The 14,750-nt window shown below is 71.5% G+C and carries 12 protein-coding genes; 6 read left to right on the plus strand and 6 right to left on the minus strand.

The features are described from left to right. Positions 1-91: 91 nt before the first annotated feature. On the plus strand, positions 92-403 hold the full coding sequence (locus FHY05_RS14370) for a DUF6496 domain-containing protein (protein WP_183945150.1): 312 nt from the start codon (positions 92-94) through the stop codon (positions 401-403). A 215-nt stretch (positions 404-618) separates the two neighbouring features. On the opposite strand, the gene FHY05_RS14375 is transcribed toward FHY05_RS14370, so the two are convergent. Then, the gene (locus FHY05_RS14375) at positions 619-1,227 is read right to left on the minus strand and encodes an NAD(P)-dependent oxidoreductase (protein WP_183945151.1); all 609 of its coding nucleotides are present in this window, start codon (positions 1,225-1,227) and stop codon (positions 619-621) included. A 55-nt stretch (positions 1,228-1,282) separates the two neighbouring features. On the opposite strand from FHY05_RS14375, the gene FHY05_RS14380 reads away from it, so the two are divergent. The 5 genes from FHY05_RS14380 (at position 1,283) to FHY05_RS14400 (ending at position 8,491) form a co-directional block, all read left to right on the plus strand. Then, positions 1,283-1,717, plus strand: a complete 435-nt coding sequence (locus FHY05_RS14380; RefSeq protein ID WP_183945152.1) for a helix-turn-helix domain-containing protein — start codon at positions 1,283-1,285, stop codon at positions 1,715-1,717. A gap of 57 nt (positions 1,718-1,774) precedes the next feature. After that, complete coding sequence (locus FHY05_RS14385) at positions 1,775-2,869, plus strand: Gfo/Idh/MocA family protein (RefSeq protein WP_260181584.1); 1,095 nt, start codon at positions 1,775-1,777, stop codon at positions 2,867-2,869. Continuing rightward, positions 2,866-3,876, plus strand: a complete 1,011-nt coding sequence (locus FHY05_RS14390) for an SMP-30/gluconolactonase/LRE family protein (RefSeq protein WP_183945153.1) — start codon at positions 2,866-2,868, stop codon at positions 3,874-3,876. The genes FHY05_RS14385 and FHY05_RS14390 overlap by 4 nt, the downstream gene beginning before the upstream one ends. Positions 3,877-4,268: 392 nt before the next feature. Then, positions 4,269-6,719 carry a TonB-dependent receptor gene (locus FHY05_RS14395; protein WP_183945154.1) on the plus strand — a complete coding sequence of 817 codons (2,451 nt, stop codon included), beginning with the start codon at positions 4,269-4,271 and terminating at the stop codon, positions 6,717-6,719. Positions 6,720-7,093: 374 nt separating this feature from the next. Beyond that, positions 7,094-8,491 carry a Gfo/Idh/MocA family protein gene (locus FHY05_RS14400; RefSeq protein WP_183945155.1) on the plus strand — a complete coding sequence of 466 codons (1,398 nt, stop codon included), beginning with the start codon at positions 7,094-7,096 and terminating at the stop codon, positions 8,489-8,491. Positions 8,492-8,704: 213 nt separating this feature from the next. Here FHY05_RS14400 and FHY05_RS14405 read toward each other — a convergent pair whose 3' ends face one another. The 5 genes from FHY05_RS14405 to FHY05_RS14425 all read right to left on the minus strand — a co-directional run bounded on the left by FHY05_RS14405 (position 8,705) and on the right by FHY05_RS14425 (position 14,500). Continuing rightward, positions 8,705-9,010, minus strand: coding sequence for a helix-turn-helix domain-containing protein (locus FHY05_RS14405; RefSeq protein ID WP_183945156.1), 306 nt, complete (start codon positions 9,008-9,010; stop codon positions 8,705-8,707). Positions 9,011-9,158: 148 nt separating this feature from the next. Beyond that, positions 9,159-9,341 (minus strand): YbdD/YjiX family protein, encoded by a 183-nt coding sequence (locus FHY05_RS14410; RefSeq protein ID WP_183945157.1) that lies wholly within the window; start codon positions 9,339-9,341, stop codon positions 9,159-9,161. After that, positions 9,338-11,392, minus strand: coding sequence for a carbon starvation CstA family protein (locus FHY05_RS14415; protein ID WP_183945158.1), 2,055 nt, complete (start codon positions 11,390-11,392; stop codon positions 9,338-9,340). Before FHY05_RS14415 ends, FHY05_RS14410 begins: the two co-directional genes overlap by 4 nt. An 80-nt stretch (positions 11,393-11,472) precedes the next feature. Continuing rightward, positions 11,473-13,815: a TonB-dependent receptor gene (locus FHY05_RS14420; RefSeq protein ID WP_183945159.1), complete on the minus strand. Its 2,343-nt coding sequence runs from the start codon at positions 13,813-13,815 to the stop codon at positions 11,473-11,475. A 259-nt stretch (positions 13,816-14,074) separates the two neighbouring features. Beyond that, positions 14,075-14,500, minus strand: coding sequence for a DUF805 domain-containing protein (locus FHY05_RS14425; protein ID WP_183945160.1), 426 nt, complete (start codon positions 14,498-14,500; stop codon positions 14,075-14,077). Between the last annotated feature and the right edge of the window lie 250 nt (positions 14,501-14,750).

A 14,750-nucleotide genomic window follows, 5' to 3' on the forward strand; every position in this document is an offset into this window, starting at 1 on the left:
CTGCTCCGATCCTCCCCGCTCGCGGGGAGGATCGGGGAACCCGGCGCCGCCCGCCCCGGTTCTCGCTCGCGTCGCTGCAGGAGCGTGTGAGATGGCGAAGCAGAGCAAGGCGCAGCAGGAGACGGTCGAGCGCGTGATGCACGAGTTCGCCGAGGGTGAGCTGGAGACCAGCGCCGGGCGCAAGGTCACCAGCCGCAAACAGGCGATCGCGATCGGGCTGAGCGAGGCGGGTGCGTCGAACCAGCAGACTCCCGCGCAGAACGAGCGCCGCAAGGGAGAGTCGGAGCGGCGCGAGCGCGGGCAGCAGCCGAGCAAGGCCGAACTCTACGAGCGTGCGAAGAAGGCGGACGTGCCGGGCCGCTCGACCATGACCAAGGCCGAGCTGGAGAAGGCGCTGGGCTGAGGGCGCTGGGTTGAGGTGAGCTGCCCGGCCGCTTTCTCCCCCCGACACACACACCGCTATCATCCCGGACTTGTCCCGGGCTCCATTGCACCGCGGAAGCGGCCGCCCGAGGATGCGCGGTATCGTTGCTCCCGGAACGAGCCCGGGACGACGTCGAAGCGGCGCGGCTGTGTTCCGCTGATGTGCGCCGCCGCGCTAGAGCTGCGTCCGCCTCCTCAGTACGCCGCGGTGAAGCGCGCGCGCGCGTGGCGGTGCTGCTCCAGCTCGTCGACCATCGCGATCGCATAGTCCGCGAAGCTGATCCGGCTCTGCCCCTCGCCGTCGACCACCAGCGCGTCGCCGCCGAGCCGGAAGCGGCCGGTGCGCGGCCCCTCCTCGATCAGCGCGGCGGGCGAGAAGAAGGTCCAGTCGACGTCCTCCACCCCGCGCAGCGCCTCAAGGAAGCGCACCCCGCCCATCGCCATGTCGCGCCACGCCGCGGGGAAGTCGGGCGAGTCGATCAGCCGGCCGCCGTCGGCGGTGCGCAGGCTCGCCGCGCCCCCGGTGACCAGCAGCCGAGGCACCCCGGTGGCGCGGAGCGCGCCCAGCAGCGTCTCGGCGGTGACGTCGAAGTGGAGCGCGCTGATCACCGCGTCATGGCCGCGGACCAGCCCGGCCAGCGCGTCGGCGTCATGCGCGTCGCCCGCGACCGCGGTGACGCCCTCGGCCGCGGGGATCGCCTCCGGGTGGCGCGCGACCGCGGTGACCTGATGGCCGCGCCGCGCCAGCTCCTGCGTGATCTCCTTGCCCGCGCGACCGCTCGCGCCCAGCACCGCTACCCTCATCTCGTCCTCCGTAGGTGGTTTCCTACGGTGACCTACTTGGCTAGGGCGAGGCGCCATGCAAGACGGCACTTCCATCTCACCTGGTCACCCCGGCGATACCGCGCGGGGTGACGTCTATGCCGCCGACTGCCCGACGCGGCGCCTGCTCGATCGCGTCGGTGACAAATGGAGCGTGCTGATCCTGCTGCTGCTCGGTGACTCACCGCGGCGATTCAGCGAGCTCAAGCGCCGCATCGCGGGCGTGTCGCAGAAGATGCTGAGTCAGACGCTGCGCTCGCTCGAGCGCGACGGGCTGGTGACGCGCGAAGTCGAGGCCAGCGTGCCGATCAAGGTGGTGTATCGCGTCACGCCGCTCGGGCGCGAGCTGCTCGGCGCGCTGCGGCAGATGATCGACTGGGCGGAGACGCGGATGGGCGCGGTCGCCGCGGCGCAGGCGCGCTACGACGCGCGCACCGAGACCGCGGCGGAGATGGTAGCGCTCCCCGAATGATGCTGTTAACCCTCTGATCCACGGCGCCGAAAGCGTCGACAGGAGAGGGAGAGGGACATGCGCGAGGCCGACCGTCGCACGATCATCACCGGGCTGGGGATGGGGCTCGCCGTCGCCGCGAGCGGCGCCTGCGCCGCGCCGCCGCGCGACCGCAAGGTCGGCTATGCCGTGGTCGGACTGGGTCGCTACGCCGAGCTGATCATGTCCAAGTTCGCGGAGTGCGACCATTCGCGGCTGGTCGCGCTGGTCAGCGGCACGCCCGAGAAGCTCGAGAAGTTCGGGACGCAGTACAACATCCCCAAGACGCACCGCTACAGCTACGCCAACTTCGACACGATCCGCGACAATCCGGACATCGACGTCGTCTACGTGATCCTGCCCAATTCGATGCACGCCGAATATGTCGTGCGCGCCGCGAAGGCGGGCAAGCACGTGATGTGCGAGAAGCCGATGGCGGTCTCGGTGGCGGAGTGCGAGACGATGATCGCGGCCTGCCGCGCCGCCAAGCGCAAGCTGATGATCGGCTATCGCTCGCGCTTCCAGCCGCACAACATGCTCGCGATCCAGCTGGCGCAGAGCGGCTTCGTCGGGCCGACGCGGATCATCACCTCGGAGCACGGCTTCGACGCCAAGCCCAACCAGTGGCGGCTCAACCGGCCGCTGTCGGGCGGCGGCTCGCTGATGGACATCGGCATCTACAGCCTCAACGCAGCGCGCTATCTCGCCGGCGAGAACCCGGTGGAGGTCAGCGCGATCGAGTCGACGGACCGCTCCGACCCGCGCTTCCGCACGGTGGAGGACCGCATCTCGTTCCTGCTGCGCTTCCCCTCGGGGATCGAGGCGACCTGCGTGTCGAGCTACAGCTCGAACCACAACGCCTATCGCGTGATCGGCACCAAGGGCTGGATCGAGCTCGAGCCCGCCACCTCCTACGAGGGGCAGAAGATGCGGATCAACCGCGACGGCCGCACCGAGCCGCGCGACCCGCCCGCGGGCAAGCCGCAGCACGCGGCGCAGCTCGACCATCTCGCCGAGTGCATCTTCGACGACAAGCAGCCGTTGGTCGCGGGCGAGGAGGGGCTCGCCGACATGCGCGTGATCGAGGCGATCTATCGCTCGGCGCGCGAGGGCCAGCGCGTGCGGCTGGTATGACCGCGCTCACCCGGCGCGGCGCGCTCGCCGGGCTGGCGGGGCTGGGCGCGCTCGCCACCGGCGCCGCGCGCGCGGCCGAGCCGCCGCCGATGGGGGTGCTGCGGCTCGACCCGCGGCTCGACTCGATCATCCCGCCCGGCGCGACGATCGAGACGCTCGCCACCGGCTATCGCTGGGCCGAGGGGCCGGTGTGGGTTGCCGAGGGCGAGTATCTGCTCTTCTCCGACGTGCCCGCCAACGTCGTCCACCGCTGGTCGCGCCGCGGCGGCGCGCGACCGTTCCTCAATCCCTCGGGCCTGCAGACGCCGATCCCGCCCGCGATCCGCGAGGCCGGCGCCAACGGGCTCGCGCTCGATCGCCGGGGCCGGCTGATCGTCGCGGACAGCGGCACGCGCGCGATCGTGCGCGTCGACCTCGCCACCAGGAAGCGGACGGTGCTGGCCGAGCGTTACCAGGGCAAGCGCTTCAACAGCCCCAACGACGTGGTGGTGGCGCGCTCGGGCGCGATCTACTTCACCGACCCGACCTACGGCTTCGCCGCCGGCCCCGACTCGCCGCTGCGCGAGCTCGACGTGATGGGGCTCTACCGACTCGACCCCGACGGCACCGTCACGCTGCTCGACGGCGCGCGGCGCTTCCCCAACGGCGTCGGCCTCTCGCCCGACGAGCGCACCTTGTACTTGTCCTGCTCGGACGACGCCGCGCCGCTGGTCTGGGCCTATGCGCTCGACGCGCGGGGCCGGCCGACCGGCTCGCGCGTGTTCAGCGACATGCGCGCGGACAAGGCGAAGGGCTGGGCCGGCGCGCCCGACGGCATGGACGTCGCGGCGGCGGGCCATCTGTTCGTCAGCGGACCGGGCGGGATGCACGTGCTCAGCCCCGCGGGCGAGCCGCTCGGCATCATCGGCAATGGCAAGCCGATCGCCAACGCCTGCGTGGGCGAGGGCGGACGCAGCCTGTTCCTCACCGCGTCGGACCGGATCTGCCGCGTGGTGCTGGTGGGGTGATCCCGCCGCGTTCGTGCGCGCGGGGAAGTCGGACCTCACGCGCTGCCCATCGCCGCGGCAGGTAGCCTCAGCGTTCGGCGATCATGCCTATGATCGCGCCACCTGCGCGTCTGGATCCCCGCCTGCGCGGGGATGACGGAAGAGACAGGCGACGGATCTCACCACTTCGATCCGTCATCCCCGCGCATTTGATCCGTCATCCCCGCGAACGCGGGGATCCAGACGCGCTGTCGCGAGCGGGGGAGCGCGTCGCTCGCCGCACTGTGGCGCAGAAACAACCCTTCTCCAGCAATGCTCTACGTCGGCCCATGCCACGTCGACACGAGTCCGCGCGCGACTTACATTCGTGGTTAACGGCGCCGCCCGAGCGCCGCAGCAGAGGGAGAAGAAGCATGCGGTCCACCCACGCCACGCGGCTGCTCACCGGCGCCGCCACCGTCGCGCTGACGCTGCTCGCCGCGCCCGCGCTCGCCCAGACCGGCGCCGCGCCCGACCCCGCGCAGGACACCGCGCAGCGCTCGCAGCCCGACACCGGCATCGTCGACACCACCGCGCCGAGCGGGGACGACATCATCGTCGTCGGCACCGCGGGCGGCGGCACGCGGCGGCAGGACGCCGCCTTCGCGGTCACCACGCTCAGCGACGACGCGATCGAGCGCGCCGCGCCCAACAGCACCGCCGACCTGCTCCGCACCGTCCCCGGCGTGATGGCGGAGAGCTCGGGCGGGCAGAACGGCGCCAACATCTTCGTGCGCGGCTATCCCTCGGGCGGCGACGCGCAGTTCGTCACCTTCCAGCTCGGCGGCGTGCCGATCTTCCCGCCCTCGACGCTGTCGTTCCTCGAGAACTCGCAGCTGATCCGGCTCGACGAGACGGTGCAGCGGGTCGAGGCGGTGCGCGGCGGCACCGGCTCGCTCTTCTCCAACGGCCAGCCCGGCCTCACCGTCAACGTCGTGCCGCGCACCGGCGGCAGCGCGCTCCACGGCCTCGGCAAATTCTCCTACACCGACTACGACGAGGCGCGCGGCGACGCCTGGGTGTCGGGCCCGCTCGGCGAGAACACCGGCTTCATGATCGGCGGCTTCTACGCGCAGGGCAACGGCATCCGCGACCCAGGCTTCCGCGCCGAGAAGGGCGGTCAGGTCACCGCCAACATCCACCATGATTTCGAGGGGCGCGGCTCGGTCGAGGTCTACGCGCGCTACCTCAACGATCGCGGCCAGTGGCTGCTGCCGATCCCGGTGATCCAGGACGGGCGCAAGATCAGCGCGTATCCCGGCTTCGACGCGGGCACCGGCACCCTGCTCGGGCCGGAGACGCGGCTGACGCGCAACGTCCAGGGCAACACCGTCAACCTCGAGAACGGCCGCGGCGCCGACGTGATCAACACCGGCATCACCTTCGACTATGAGGTGGCCGACGGCCTGCGCGTGCGCGAGCGGATGAGCTATCTCGGCGGGCGCGCGGACACGGTCGGGCTCGTCCCCGACGGTCCGCCCACCGCCGCCTCGGCGATCGCGACCGCGCTCGGCGGCGCGGGCTCGACCGTCGCCTCGCTCAGCTACGTCAACGGCGGCGGCGCGGTCGCGTCGGGCGCGGAGACGCAGGTGATGCGCGCGGGCATCTGGAGTGTGCAGAAGAAGATCACCTCCTTCGTCGCCGACACCGCGCTCGAGTGGAAGGCCGGCGGCAACAAGCTGACCGGCGGCTTCTACTACGCCGATTACACCACGCGCGACCAGTGGGCGCTGGGCAACCAGGTGCTGCTCACCGCCGAACCGCGCGCGCGGCTGCTCGACCTGACGCTCAACGGCGGGCGCACCGCGACGCAGAACGGCTTCACCAGCGGCGACGGCTTCCTCGTCGACGCCTATTACAAGGGGTCGGACCTCGCCTTCTACGCGGTCGACGAGCTGCAGCTCACGTCGCAGCTGCGCGTCGACGGCGGGCTGCGCTATCAGAAGCATATCGTCGACGGGAACCTGCGCACCCCGGCGGCGACCCCGGTCAACCTCGACGGTAACCCGAACACGCTGTACGACAACGCGGTCAACGTGTTCGGCGACCGCCGCGCGCTCGACCCGTTCCGCGAGGGGCGCTGGTCGTGGACCGCGGGCGCCAACTACGACTTCACCTCGCAGGTCGGCGTGTTCGCGCGCTACAGCCGCGGCCACAGCTTCCCGCAGTTCGACAACCTGCGCGAGGGGCTGACGATCGTCGCCAAGGTCGACACCTACGAGGGCGGGCTCAAGGTCTCGATGCCGTGGCTCAACCTCTACGCCACCGTCTTCCACAACAAGTTCGACGGGCTGGCGACGACGCAGCTGATCAACAACGTCGCGCTGAGCCAGGTCGGCGGCGCCAAGGCGACCGGCGTCGAGCTGGAGGGCGCGATCCGTCCGTTCGCGGGCTTCAGCCTGGCGGCGGCGGGGACCTTCCTCGACGGCACCTACCAGGACTTCTTCACCGGCGGCGGCGCGATCGACAATACCGGGAACCGCGTCCAGCGCCAGCCGCGCTGGATGTGGCGCGTGACCCCGTCCTACGAGCTGCCGGTGGGGAGCCTGCGCCCGTCGCTGTTCGCGACGCTGCAATATACCGGCGACCGCTTCTCCGATCCCGAGAACCAGCAGCTGCTGCCGCGCTTCTACCAGCTCGACGCGGGCGTGTCGGTCGAGGTGGCGGAGCGTATCCGGCTCCAGGTGACGGGCAACAATCTCACGGACGAGATCGGGCTGACCGAGGGTAACCCGCGCATCATCGGCTCGCAGGGGACGGGACCGGTGCTGGCGCGCCCGATCCTGGGCCGCTCGCTCCGCTTCAGCGCGGCGCTGAGCTTCTGAGGGGGAGGCGGAGACCCTTCTTCCTACCGTCATCCCGGCCCCTTCGATGCCGCCTGCGGCGTCGCTCAGGACAGGCTTGAGCCGGGATCCATGGTGCCGCGAGAACAACGGTCCGGGTGTACGCTGCACGGTGGATCCCGGGTCAGGCCCGGGATGACGGTAGAAGGGTCAAGGTCGGCTCACGAGATCGGCCGACCCGTCCCGCCGGCCATACGTCAGCGCCGCTAACGTATCGGCTTGCCCCGCCCCCCGACGTGCCGCATACAATAAGATAATTGCTTTCGAATGGCGCGACTCCCGGTGCTCAGGCCGGAGCGCGGCACGACGGCGGTGAGCGCGCAAGCCTCTGCAACGACGCACGCGAAGGAGAGACGATGACGATCAGCGAGGGGATCAGCCGCCGCGCGTGGCTGGCCGGGGCTGCGGCCACGGCGATGGCAGGGGCGCTGCCGGGCGCCGCGCAGGCGGCGCGGCGCCGCAAGGCGGGCGACAAGATCAACATCGCGGTGATCGGCGCGGGCGGCATGGGCGCCGCCAACGCCTCGCGGCTGACCGGCGAGAATATCGTCGCCGCCTGCGACGTCGATTTCGACCATGTCGCCAAGTCGCTGCTCGGCCGTGACGGCAACACCAACCCCGAGCGCGTCGCGCTGCGCGCCGCCTATGACAAGGCCGAGCGCTTCAGCGACTATCGGAAGCTGTTCGACAAGCGCAAGGACATCGAGGCGGTCCTCATCGCCACCCCCGACCACCATCACGCGGTCGCGGCCAAGATGGCGATGGAGCGCGGGCTCCACGTCTATGTCCAGAAGCCGCTGACCTATACGGTCGCGGAGAGCCGCATGCTCGCCGAGCTGGCGCGCAAGAACCCCAAGCTCGTCACGCAGATGGGCAACCAGGGCCACTCGGGCGACGACGGTCGCCGCGTGGTGGAGCTGCTGCGCGGCGGCGCGATCGGGAACGTCCGCGAGGTCCATGCCTGGACCAACCGCCCGATCTGGCCGCAGGGCATCGCCCGCCCCGAGGCGGTGGCCAAACCCGCGAGCCTCGACTGGGACCTGTGGCTCGGGCCGGCGTCGGTCGACTGGGGCTACAACCCCGATTACGCCCACTTCAACTGGCGCGGCTGGACGCCGTTCGGCACCGGCGCGCTGGGCGACATGGGCGCGCACCTGCTCGACTTCCCAGTGTGGGCGCTCGAACCCGGCCTGCCGACCCGGGTCGAGACTCGCCACTCGCGCTGGGCGTCGCGCGACCAGCCGGCGCAGCCGGGCAGCTGGCCGCTGGCGGGGCTGACCTTCTTCGAGTTCGGCAACGCCAAGGGCGGGCCGATCAAGCTCACCTGGTACGACGGCGGGCTGATGCCGCCGACGCCGCACGATTTGCCCGCCGAGGTGACGATGACGCCCGACGGCGGCGTGCTCTACGTCGGCGACCAGGGCATGCTGATGCACGAGACCTATGGCGAGAAGCCGGTGGTGTTCGGCGCCGGCGCGGCCGAGCGCGCCGCGGCGGTGCCGCGCTCGCTGCCGCGGATCGAGGGCGGGCTGCAGGGCCACGAGCGCAACTGGCTCGCCGCGATCCGCGGCGAGACGCAGGCGTCGTGCCCGTTCGCCTATGCGACGACGCTCAACGAGACGATGCTGCTCGGCATGGTCGCGCTGCGTGCCGGTCGACCGATCAGCTACGACGGCAGCGCCGCGCGGATCACCGACGCGGCGGACGCGAACACGCTGCTGACGCGCGACTATCGGAGCGGGTGGACGATCTGAGGAAGGGGGCGCTCAGGTCCGGTGGACGAGCCTGGCGGTCCCAACCAGCAGCGGCCGATTGCATGTTAGGTGACTGTGTTCCGGCGAAAGCCGGAACCCAGAGCCAAGCAAAACGACATCTGACGATGCACGAGGCTCTGGGCTCCTGCCTGCGCAGGAGCACAGAAAGGAACGTCGCAACGATCCTCTCGGAGGAAGGACCTCTTCACTTCCTCACGACGCCCGCACCGCGCCGGGGACGAGATACCACGCCCCGTCCACCAGGATCACGCGCGACGCCGCGCCGTCGTGCCCGTCGGCCGCGCGCGGCGCGCCCGCCGCGGCCACGCGACGACGCGGCACGCGCTCGGTCAGGAGGATGTCGTACGACTTGATCAGGCGGTAGAGCGTCGTGCGCCCGATGCGCAGTCGCTGCGCCGCGTGGGTCAGATTGTTGTCAGTGGCGAGCAGCGCCGCCAGGATCGCGTCGCGCTGTGCCGCGGCCATCGTGCCGCTGATCTGCCAGTCCGGAACACTCATTCGAGCACCTGTCACCGCACCGGAACGGCCCCGCGGGGCGCGTCTATAGCCGGCCATCAGGGTAAGCCGTGCCATACGTCAGATCAACGCGCTATTAATCACCATTTCACGTAAAGTTCAGGTCGGGGGAGGGGAGGTGAGCCGCCGCTCAGCAGCAGCGCCCGGTCCCGCCGCGATAGCGCGCCGCCTCGCGCTCGCGGAAGAATTGCGCGCGGGTCATGGCCTCGCGCTCGGGATGATGCTCGGCGAGATGGCGGCGATAGGCGTCATAGTCGGGCTGGCCGACCATCAGCCGCGCCGTCTGCGCCAGCCGGCGCCACAGCGCGATCACGCCGCCGCTTCCATGCTCGCCGGGGGGATCTCGCTGACGCTGGGTCGGTCCAGCCGCCGCACCGCGAGGCAGGTGCGGACCGCGTAGACGAGGATCGCCGCCACCACCGCGAGGAACAGCGCGCACAGCGCCGCGTCGATCCGGTCGTTGAGCACGATCCGGTTCATCTCGGTGAGCGTCTTGGCGGGCTTGAGCGTTTCGCCGCGCGCGGCGGCGTCGGCGAAGCGGCGCGCGTGCGCGAGGAAGCCGATCGCTGGATCGGGATGCGCCAGTTTCATCACCCCCGCGGTGCCGGTGCACAGCACCAGCCAGGTCGCGGGCAGCACCGTCACCGCCGCGTAGCGCGCGCGCTTCATGCGGAACAGCACGACGGTGGCGAGCAGCAGCGCCACCGCGGCGAGCATCTGGTTGGAGATGCCGAACAGCGGCCACAAGGTGTTCACCCCGCCGAGCGGGTCGGTCACGCCCTGGTAGAGGAAGAAGCCCCAGGCGCCGACGCACAGCAGCGTCGCGACCAGCCCTGGCACGAAGCCGCCCGTGTCCTTGAAGCGCGGCACCGCGAGCGCGAGCAGGTCCTGCAGCATGAAGCGCCCCGCGCGCGTGCCCGCGTCGACCGCGGTGAGGATGAACAGGGCCTCGAACAGGATCGCGAAATGATACCAGAAGGCCTTCATCGCGGGGCCGCCGATCGCGTGCGAGAAGATCTCGGCCATCGCCACCGCCAGCGTCGGCGCGCCGCCGGCGCGGCTGATGATCGTGGTCTCGCCGACCTGGCGCGCGGTGTCGGTCAGCGTCTCGGGCGCGATCGGGAAGCCCATCGCGGTCACCGCCGCGGCGGCGGTGGCGGGATCGCCCGCGGTGATCGCGGCGGGGGCGTTCATCGCGAAATAGATGCCGGGATCGAGGATGCACGCCGCCACCAGCGCCATGATCGCCACCGCGCTCTCCATCAGCATCGCGCCGTAGCCGATGAAGGCGGCGTCGCCCTCGCTCGCGATCAGCTTGGGCGTGGTGCCGCTCGCGATCAGCGCGTGGAAGCCCGACACCGCGCCGCAGGCGATCGTGATGAACAGGAAGGGGAACAACGGCCCGGCCCAGACCGGCCCGCGCCCGGTCGCGGCGAAGTCGGTGAGCGCGGGCATGCGCAGCGGCGGCGCCAGCAGCACGATGCCGATCGCCAGCGCCGCGATCGCGCCGATCTTAAGGAACGTCGAGAGATAGTCGCGCGGGGCGAGCAGCAGCCACACCGGCAGCAGCGACGCCACCGCGCCGTACGCGATCAGCGCGACGCACAGCGCCACCGGCGTGAGCGTGAACCACGGCGCGAGCGTCGCGCTCGTCGCGACCGACTGGCCGAGCAGGATCGCGGCGACCAGCCCGACGACGCCGATCACCGACACCTCGCCGATCGCGCCCGGCCGCAGCCAGCGCGTGTAGCCGCCCATCACCAGCGCGAGCGGCACGGTCGCGACCACAGTGAACAGCCCCCAGGGGCTCTCCGCGAGCGCGCGCACGACGATCAGCGCGAGCACCGCGAGGATGATCACCATGATCATGAAGGCGCCGACCAGCGCGATCGTGCCCGGCACCGCGCCCATCTCCATCCGGATCAGCTCACCGAGCGAGCGCCCGTCGCGCCGCATCGAGATGAACAGCACCATGAAGTCCTGCACCGCGCCGGCGAGCACCACGCCGGCGAGGATCCACAGGGTCCCCGGGAGATAGCCCATCTGCGCGGCGAGCACCGGCCCGACCAGCGGCCCGGCGCCCGCGATCGCCGCGAAATGGTGGCCGAACAGCACGCGCCGGTCGGTCGCGACATAGTCGAGCCCGTCGGCGCGGCGCACTGCCGGGGTGGCGCGCGCCGGGTCGATCGCGACGACGACGCGCGCGATGTAGCGGGCGTAGTAGCGATAGGCGACGAGGTAGACCGACACCGCCGCGGCGACGATCCACAGCGCGTTGACCGGCTCGCCGCGCACCGATGCGACCACGCCGAGGCAGGCGGCGCCGGCGAGCGCGAGCAGGATCCACGGTAGGTGCCTGGTCATCGTCGCTCGCTCCCCGCCTGTCCGTCGCTTGTTCCCGCCGCTATGCGCGCTCAGGCCCGGCGCGATCAACGGGGCAAGCGTCAGAAGCGCAGCCCCAGCTCCAGCCCGATCGTGCGGCGCTCGTTGAAGAAGCCGCCGACCCCCACCAGCCTGGTATATTCGCGATAGAACAGGTGCTGCTCGTCGAACAGGTTGCGACTCCACAGCGCCAGCTCGACCGCGGCGCCGGGCGAGACGGCAAGGTCGGTCAGCGCGACGCGGCCGTTCACCACCACGTCGGCGGCGCCGCGCGGCTGGCGCACGTCGCGCTCCGGGTCGTTGTAATTGGCGTAGAAACCCGAATCGGCGTTGGCGTCGAGATGCGCGCGCAGCGTGCCGCCGGGCACGTCGGCGTGATAGTCGAGCGCGCCGCTGATCGCGTCGCGCGGGGTGTAGACCGGGTAGAGCCGCACCGGTGCCGTCATCACCAGGCCGTCGGTCTGGGGGAAGGGGTTGGCGGTCGACGGGACGCGCACGTCGGTCCGCGCGTAGGAGGCGGTGAGCGTCAGGCCCGCCACCGGCGCGAGCGTGAGATCGGCCTCGGCGCCGCGCAGCCGGCCGCGGCCGGGCGCGTTGAACGTCTCGGTGGTGGTGCGGGTCGACTCCAGCACGCGGCCGGCCTGGTCCTTCTGCAGGTACTTGGCGGTGAAATCGACCTGGATGTCGGCGTAGCTGCCGGCATAGACCGCGAGGTTGAGCCGCGCGCGGCGATCGAACCACTCGCTCTTGGTCCCGAGCTCCCACACCGACACGCTCTCGGGCGCGAACGGCGCGTAGGTGAGCGAGCGCGAGTTGGCGCCGCCCGAGCGATAACCGGTGCTCCACTTGGCATAGGCGTGGAGGTAGGGCCCGGCATCGGCGGCGAGCGTCGCCATGGGATCGACGCGCGACCAGTGCGCGTCCAGCCCGCGCGGCGCCACCACGCCGTCCACGCTCGGTGTCCTGTTGTTGACGATGTAGAGGCTGCCCGCCTTGGCGTCGCGCGACCAGCGCAGCCCGCCGGTGAGGTGGAGCCACTCGTCCGTCGACGCCGGCGTCCAGGTCGCCTGGCCGAAGGCGCCGAGGCTCTCGGTCGTCACCCGGCTCGCGCGATCGATCGGCTGCGCCGCTGGCGTCAGCGCGAGCACGGTGGCGGCGGTGCCTCCCTCGTTCCAGCGCATCGTGTTGAACGCCTGCGCCTGATCGCCCACCCGCTCGCGATAGTAGAGCGCGCCGGCGAGATAATGGAGCTGCGGTCCCGCACCGATCAGCTGCACTTCCTGGCTCCACTGGCGCTGGTCAAACGTCGCCAGGCTGTAGCGCGCGAAGGCGCCGCGCGGCGTGAACACCGACTTGGCGGCCGAGCCGTTGTCATATTGCGACTGGTCCATGGCGCGCAGCGCGGTGATCGACTTCAGCTCCAGCCCCGGCGCGGCCTGCCAGTCGAGCGTGAGCCGGTGACCATGGGTGTGGCCGACGCTGTCCTGCTGCGGCACGCCGACCGCGGCGACCCGCACCCGGCGGGGCGTGATCGGCTGCGCGGGGGCCTGCGGCCTCGTGTCGGTGGTGACGGTCTGATAGTAGAACGGCGAGGAGCCGTCATAGGCACTGTCGAACGCATACTCCGCGCTGAGCCCCACGGACGGGTGCCACAGCGCCGCCAGGTGCGCGCCGCGTCGATCGTAGGAGTCGAAAGGGATCTGGCCGGTCAGCGGGTTGCGGACCAGCCCGCCGCGCGCGGTGACGAGCCCGTCGAGCTTCACCGCCACCCCGGCGAGCGCGGGCAGGTCGAGGTGCACCTCGCCGCTGTAGGCGCCCGCGGTGCCGACCCCGGCGGCGGCGCGCAACCCGAGTTCGCCGCCGGGCGACCGCGTGACGACGTTGACCGCGCCGCCCTCGGTGTTGCGGCCGAACAGCGTCCCCTGCGGCCCCTTGAGCACCTCCAGACTGGCGACGTCGTAGAGCGCGGCGCCCAGCCCCTCCGCGCGACCGAGATAGACGCCGTCGACATAGACGCCGACGCCCTGGTCGCGCGCGGGCTGGTTGCTGTCGGCGAGCACGCCGACGCCGCGGATGTTCACGATCAGCGCCGAGTTGCGCGAGTAGAAGGGCGCCACCCGCAGCGACGGGATGGCGCCGTCGTGTAGGTCGCCCAGCGACTGGACGTGGCGGTCGCGTAGCGCGGCCGAGTCGAGCACCGACACCGCGATCGGCGTCTCCTGCAGGTCGGTGCGGCGACGCTGCGCGGTGACGATGACGTCGCTGAGTGCGGGTGCGGCGCTCGCGTCGGCCGTCTCGCCCGCGGGAGTCGGGGCGGTCGGGGGCGTCTGCGCCGCCGCAGGGGCGCACAGCAGCGCGCCGGCGATCGACAGGAGGAAGGCGTCGTTACGGTAGAAGATGGTCATGGTGCACACCCCAGTTGCGGGGCGGGAGCTAGGTCGGCTCGGCGACACATGGGTGACCGGGTTGGGCAGTTGGCCGGGGTGGGTTACCCACTTTGCTCGGGCCGACGCGGGGGCCCTGCATGGCTCGTGCCCCGGCGAAGGCCGGGGCCCAGGTGGGGAACGGCAGCGACCTGAACGCGACCACAGTCCAACTGGGCCCCGGCCTTCGCCGGGGCACGAGGATGTCGTCCTCAGGTCACCGGGGCTGCCGTACCCTCGCTCAGCACGCCACCCGCAGCGGCTCGGGCGCGCAGTCTGGGGCAGGGGCAGCGCGCGCCGGGCCGCGCGGGTCGGTGCCGTACCGATTGGCGCCGCGCGTACCCGGCAGCAACAGCAGCGGTGTCGCGACCGGGAGAAGCAGCCACCAGCCCGAGCGATCGGCGTCATGCAACCGGCGCGCGTGCACCGCGATGCCCGGGGCGGCGCCGAACAGCAGCACGAAGCCCAGCGCTGCGAGCAGCACGCCGCCTCGCGCCATCTCGGGGCGCAGGTCGAGCGCGGCGAGCCAGGGCGCGGCGAGATCGGGCGCGTGCCAGGCGAGCGCCAGCGCGGCGAGCAGCGTGAGGTCGAAGCCGGCGAGCTCGCGCCGGGTCGCGCGCCCGGCGAGCTCGCCGTAGAGCCGCCACGGCCGGGTGAGATGCTCCATCGCTCGCCTCCCTCGACGCGCCTGCGCCGTAAGGGAATCGTAGATGGCGAAGGGGAGGGGCGGCGTAGTCGAGCGGGGCGATGCCCCATTACGGCGAATGAATACGGTCGATCCTGGGAGGCTGATCCGTCCAGGTCGGCCCGTGCTCCCGCGCACGCGGGAGTCCAGAGCGACAGACGGCGACGTCGGTGGCCCTGGGTTCCCGCGTCCGCCGGAGCGCGCTGACGGTTCGGGGGAGGTGGATCAGCCC

Origin of the sequence: Sphingomonas sp. BK580 (assembly GCF_014194975.1) — a bacterium.
Taxonomy (GTDB): Bacteria; Pseudomonadota; Alphaproteobacteria; order Sphingomonadales; family Sphingomonadaceae; genus Sphingomonas.

Bases quoted from the DNA above. Each gene is read 5' to 3' on its own strand.
- FHY05_RS14425 (WP_183945160.1), bottom strand. From the start codon at position 14,500: ATGGAGCATCTCACCCGGCCGTGGCGGCTCTACGGCGAGCTCGCCGGG.
- FHY05_RS14415 (WP_183945158.1), bottom strand. From the start codon at position 11,392: ATGACCAGGCACCTACCGTGGATCCTGCTCGCGCTCGCCGGCGCCGCC.
- FHY05_RS14420 (WP_183945159.1), bottom strand. From the start codon at position 13,815: ATGACCATCTTCTACCGTAACGACGCCTTCCTCCTGTCGATCGCCGGC.
- FHY05_RS14385 (WP_260181584.1), top strand. From the start codon at position 1,775: ATGCGCGAGGCCGACCGTCGCACGATCATCACCGGGCTGGGGATGGGG.
- FHY05_RS14390 (WP_183945153.1), top strand. From the start codon at position 2,866: ATGACCGCGCTCACCCGGCGCGGCGCGCTCGCCGGGCTGGCGGGGCTG.
- FHY05_RS14400 (WP_183945155.1), top strand. From the start codon at position 7,094: ATGACGATCAGCGAGGGGATCAGCCGCCGCGCGTGGCTGGCCGGGGCT.
- FHY05_RS14395 (WP_183945154.1), top strand. From the start codon at position 4,269: ATGCGGTCCACCCACGCCACGCGGCTGCTCACCGGCGCCGCCACCGTC.
- FHY05_RS14405 (WP_183945156.1), bottom strand. From the start codon at position 9,010: ATGAGTGTTCCGGACTGGCAGATCAGCGGCACGATGGCCGCGGCACAG.
- FHY05_RS14370 (WP_183945150.1), top strand. From the start codon at position 92: ATGGCGAAGCAGAGCAAGGCGCAGCAGGAGACGGTCGAGCGCGTGATG.
- FHY05_RS14380 (WP_183945152.1), top strand. From the start codon at position 1,283: ATGCAAGACGGCACTTCCATCTCACCTGGTCACCCCGGCGATACCGCG.
- FHY05_RS14375 (WP_183945151.1), bottom strand. From the start codon at position 1,227: ATGAGGGTAGCGGTGCTGGGCGCGAGCGGTCGCGCGGGCAAGGAGATC.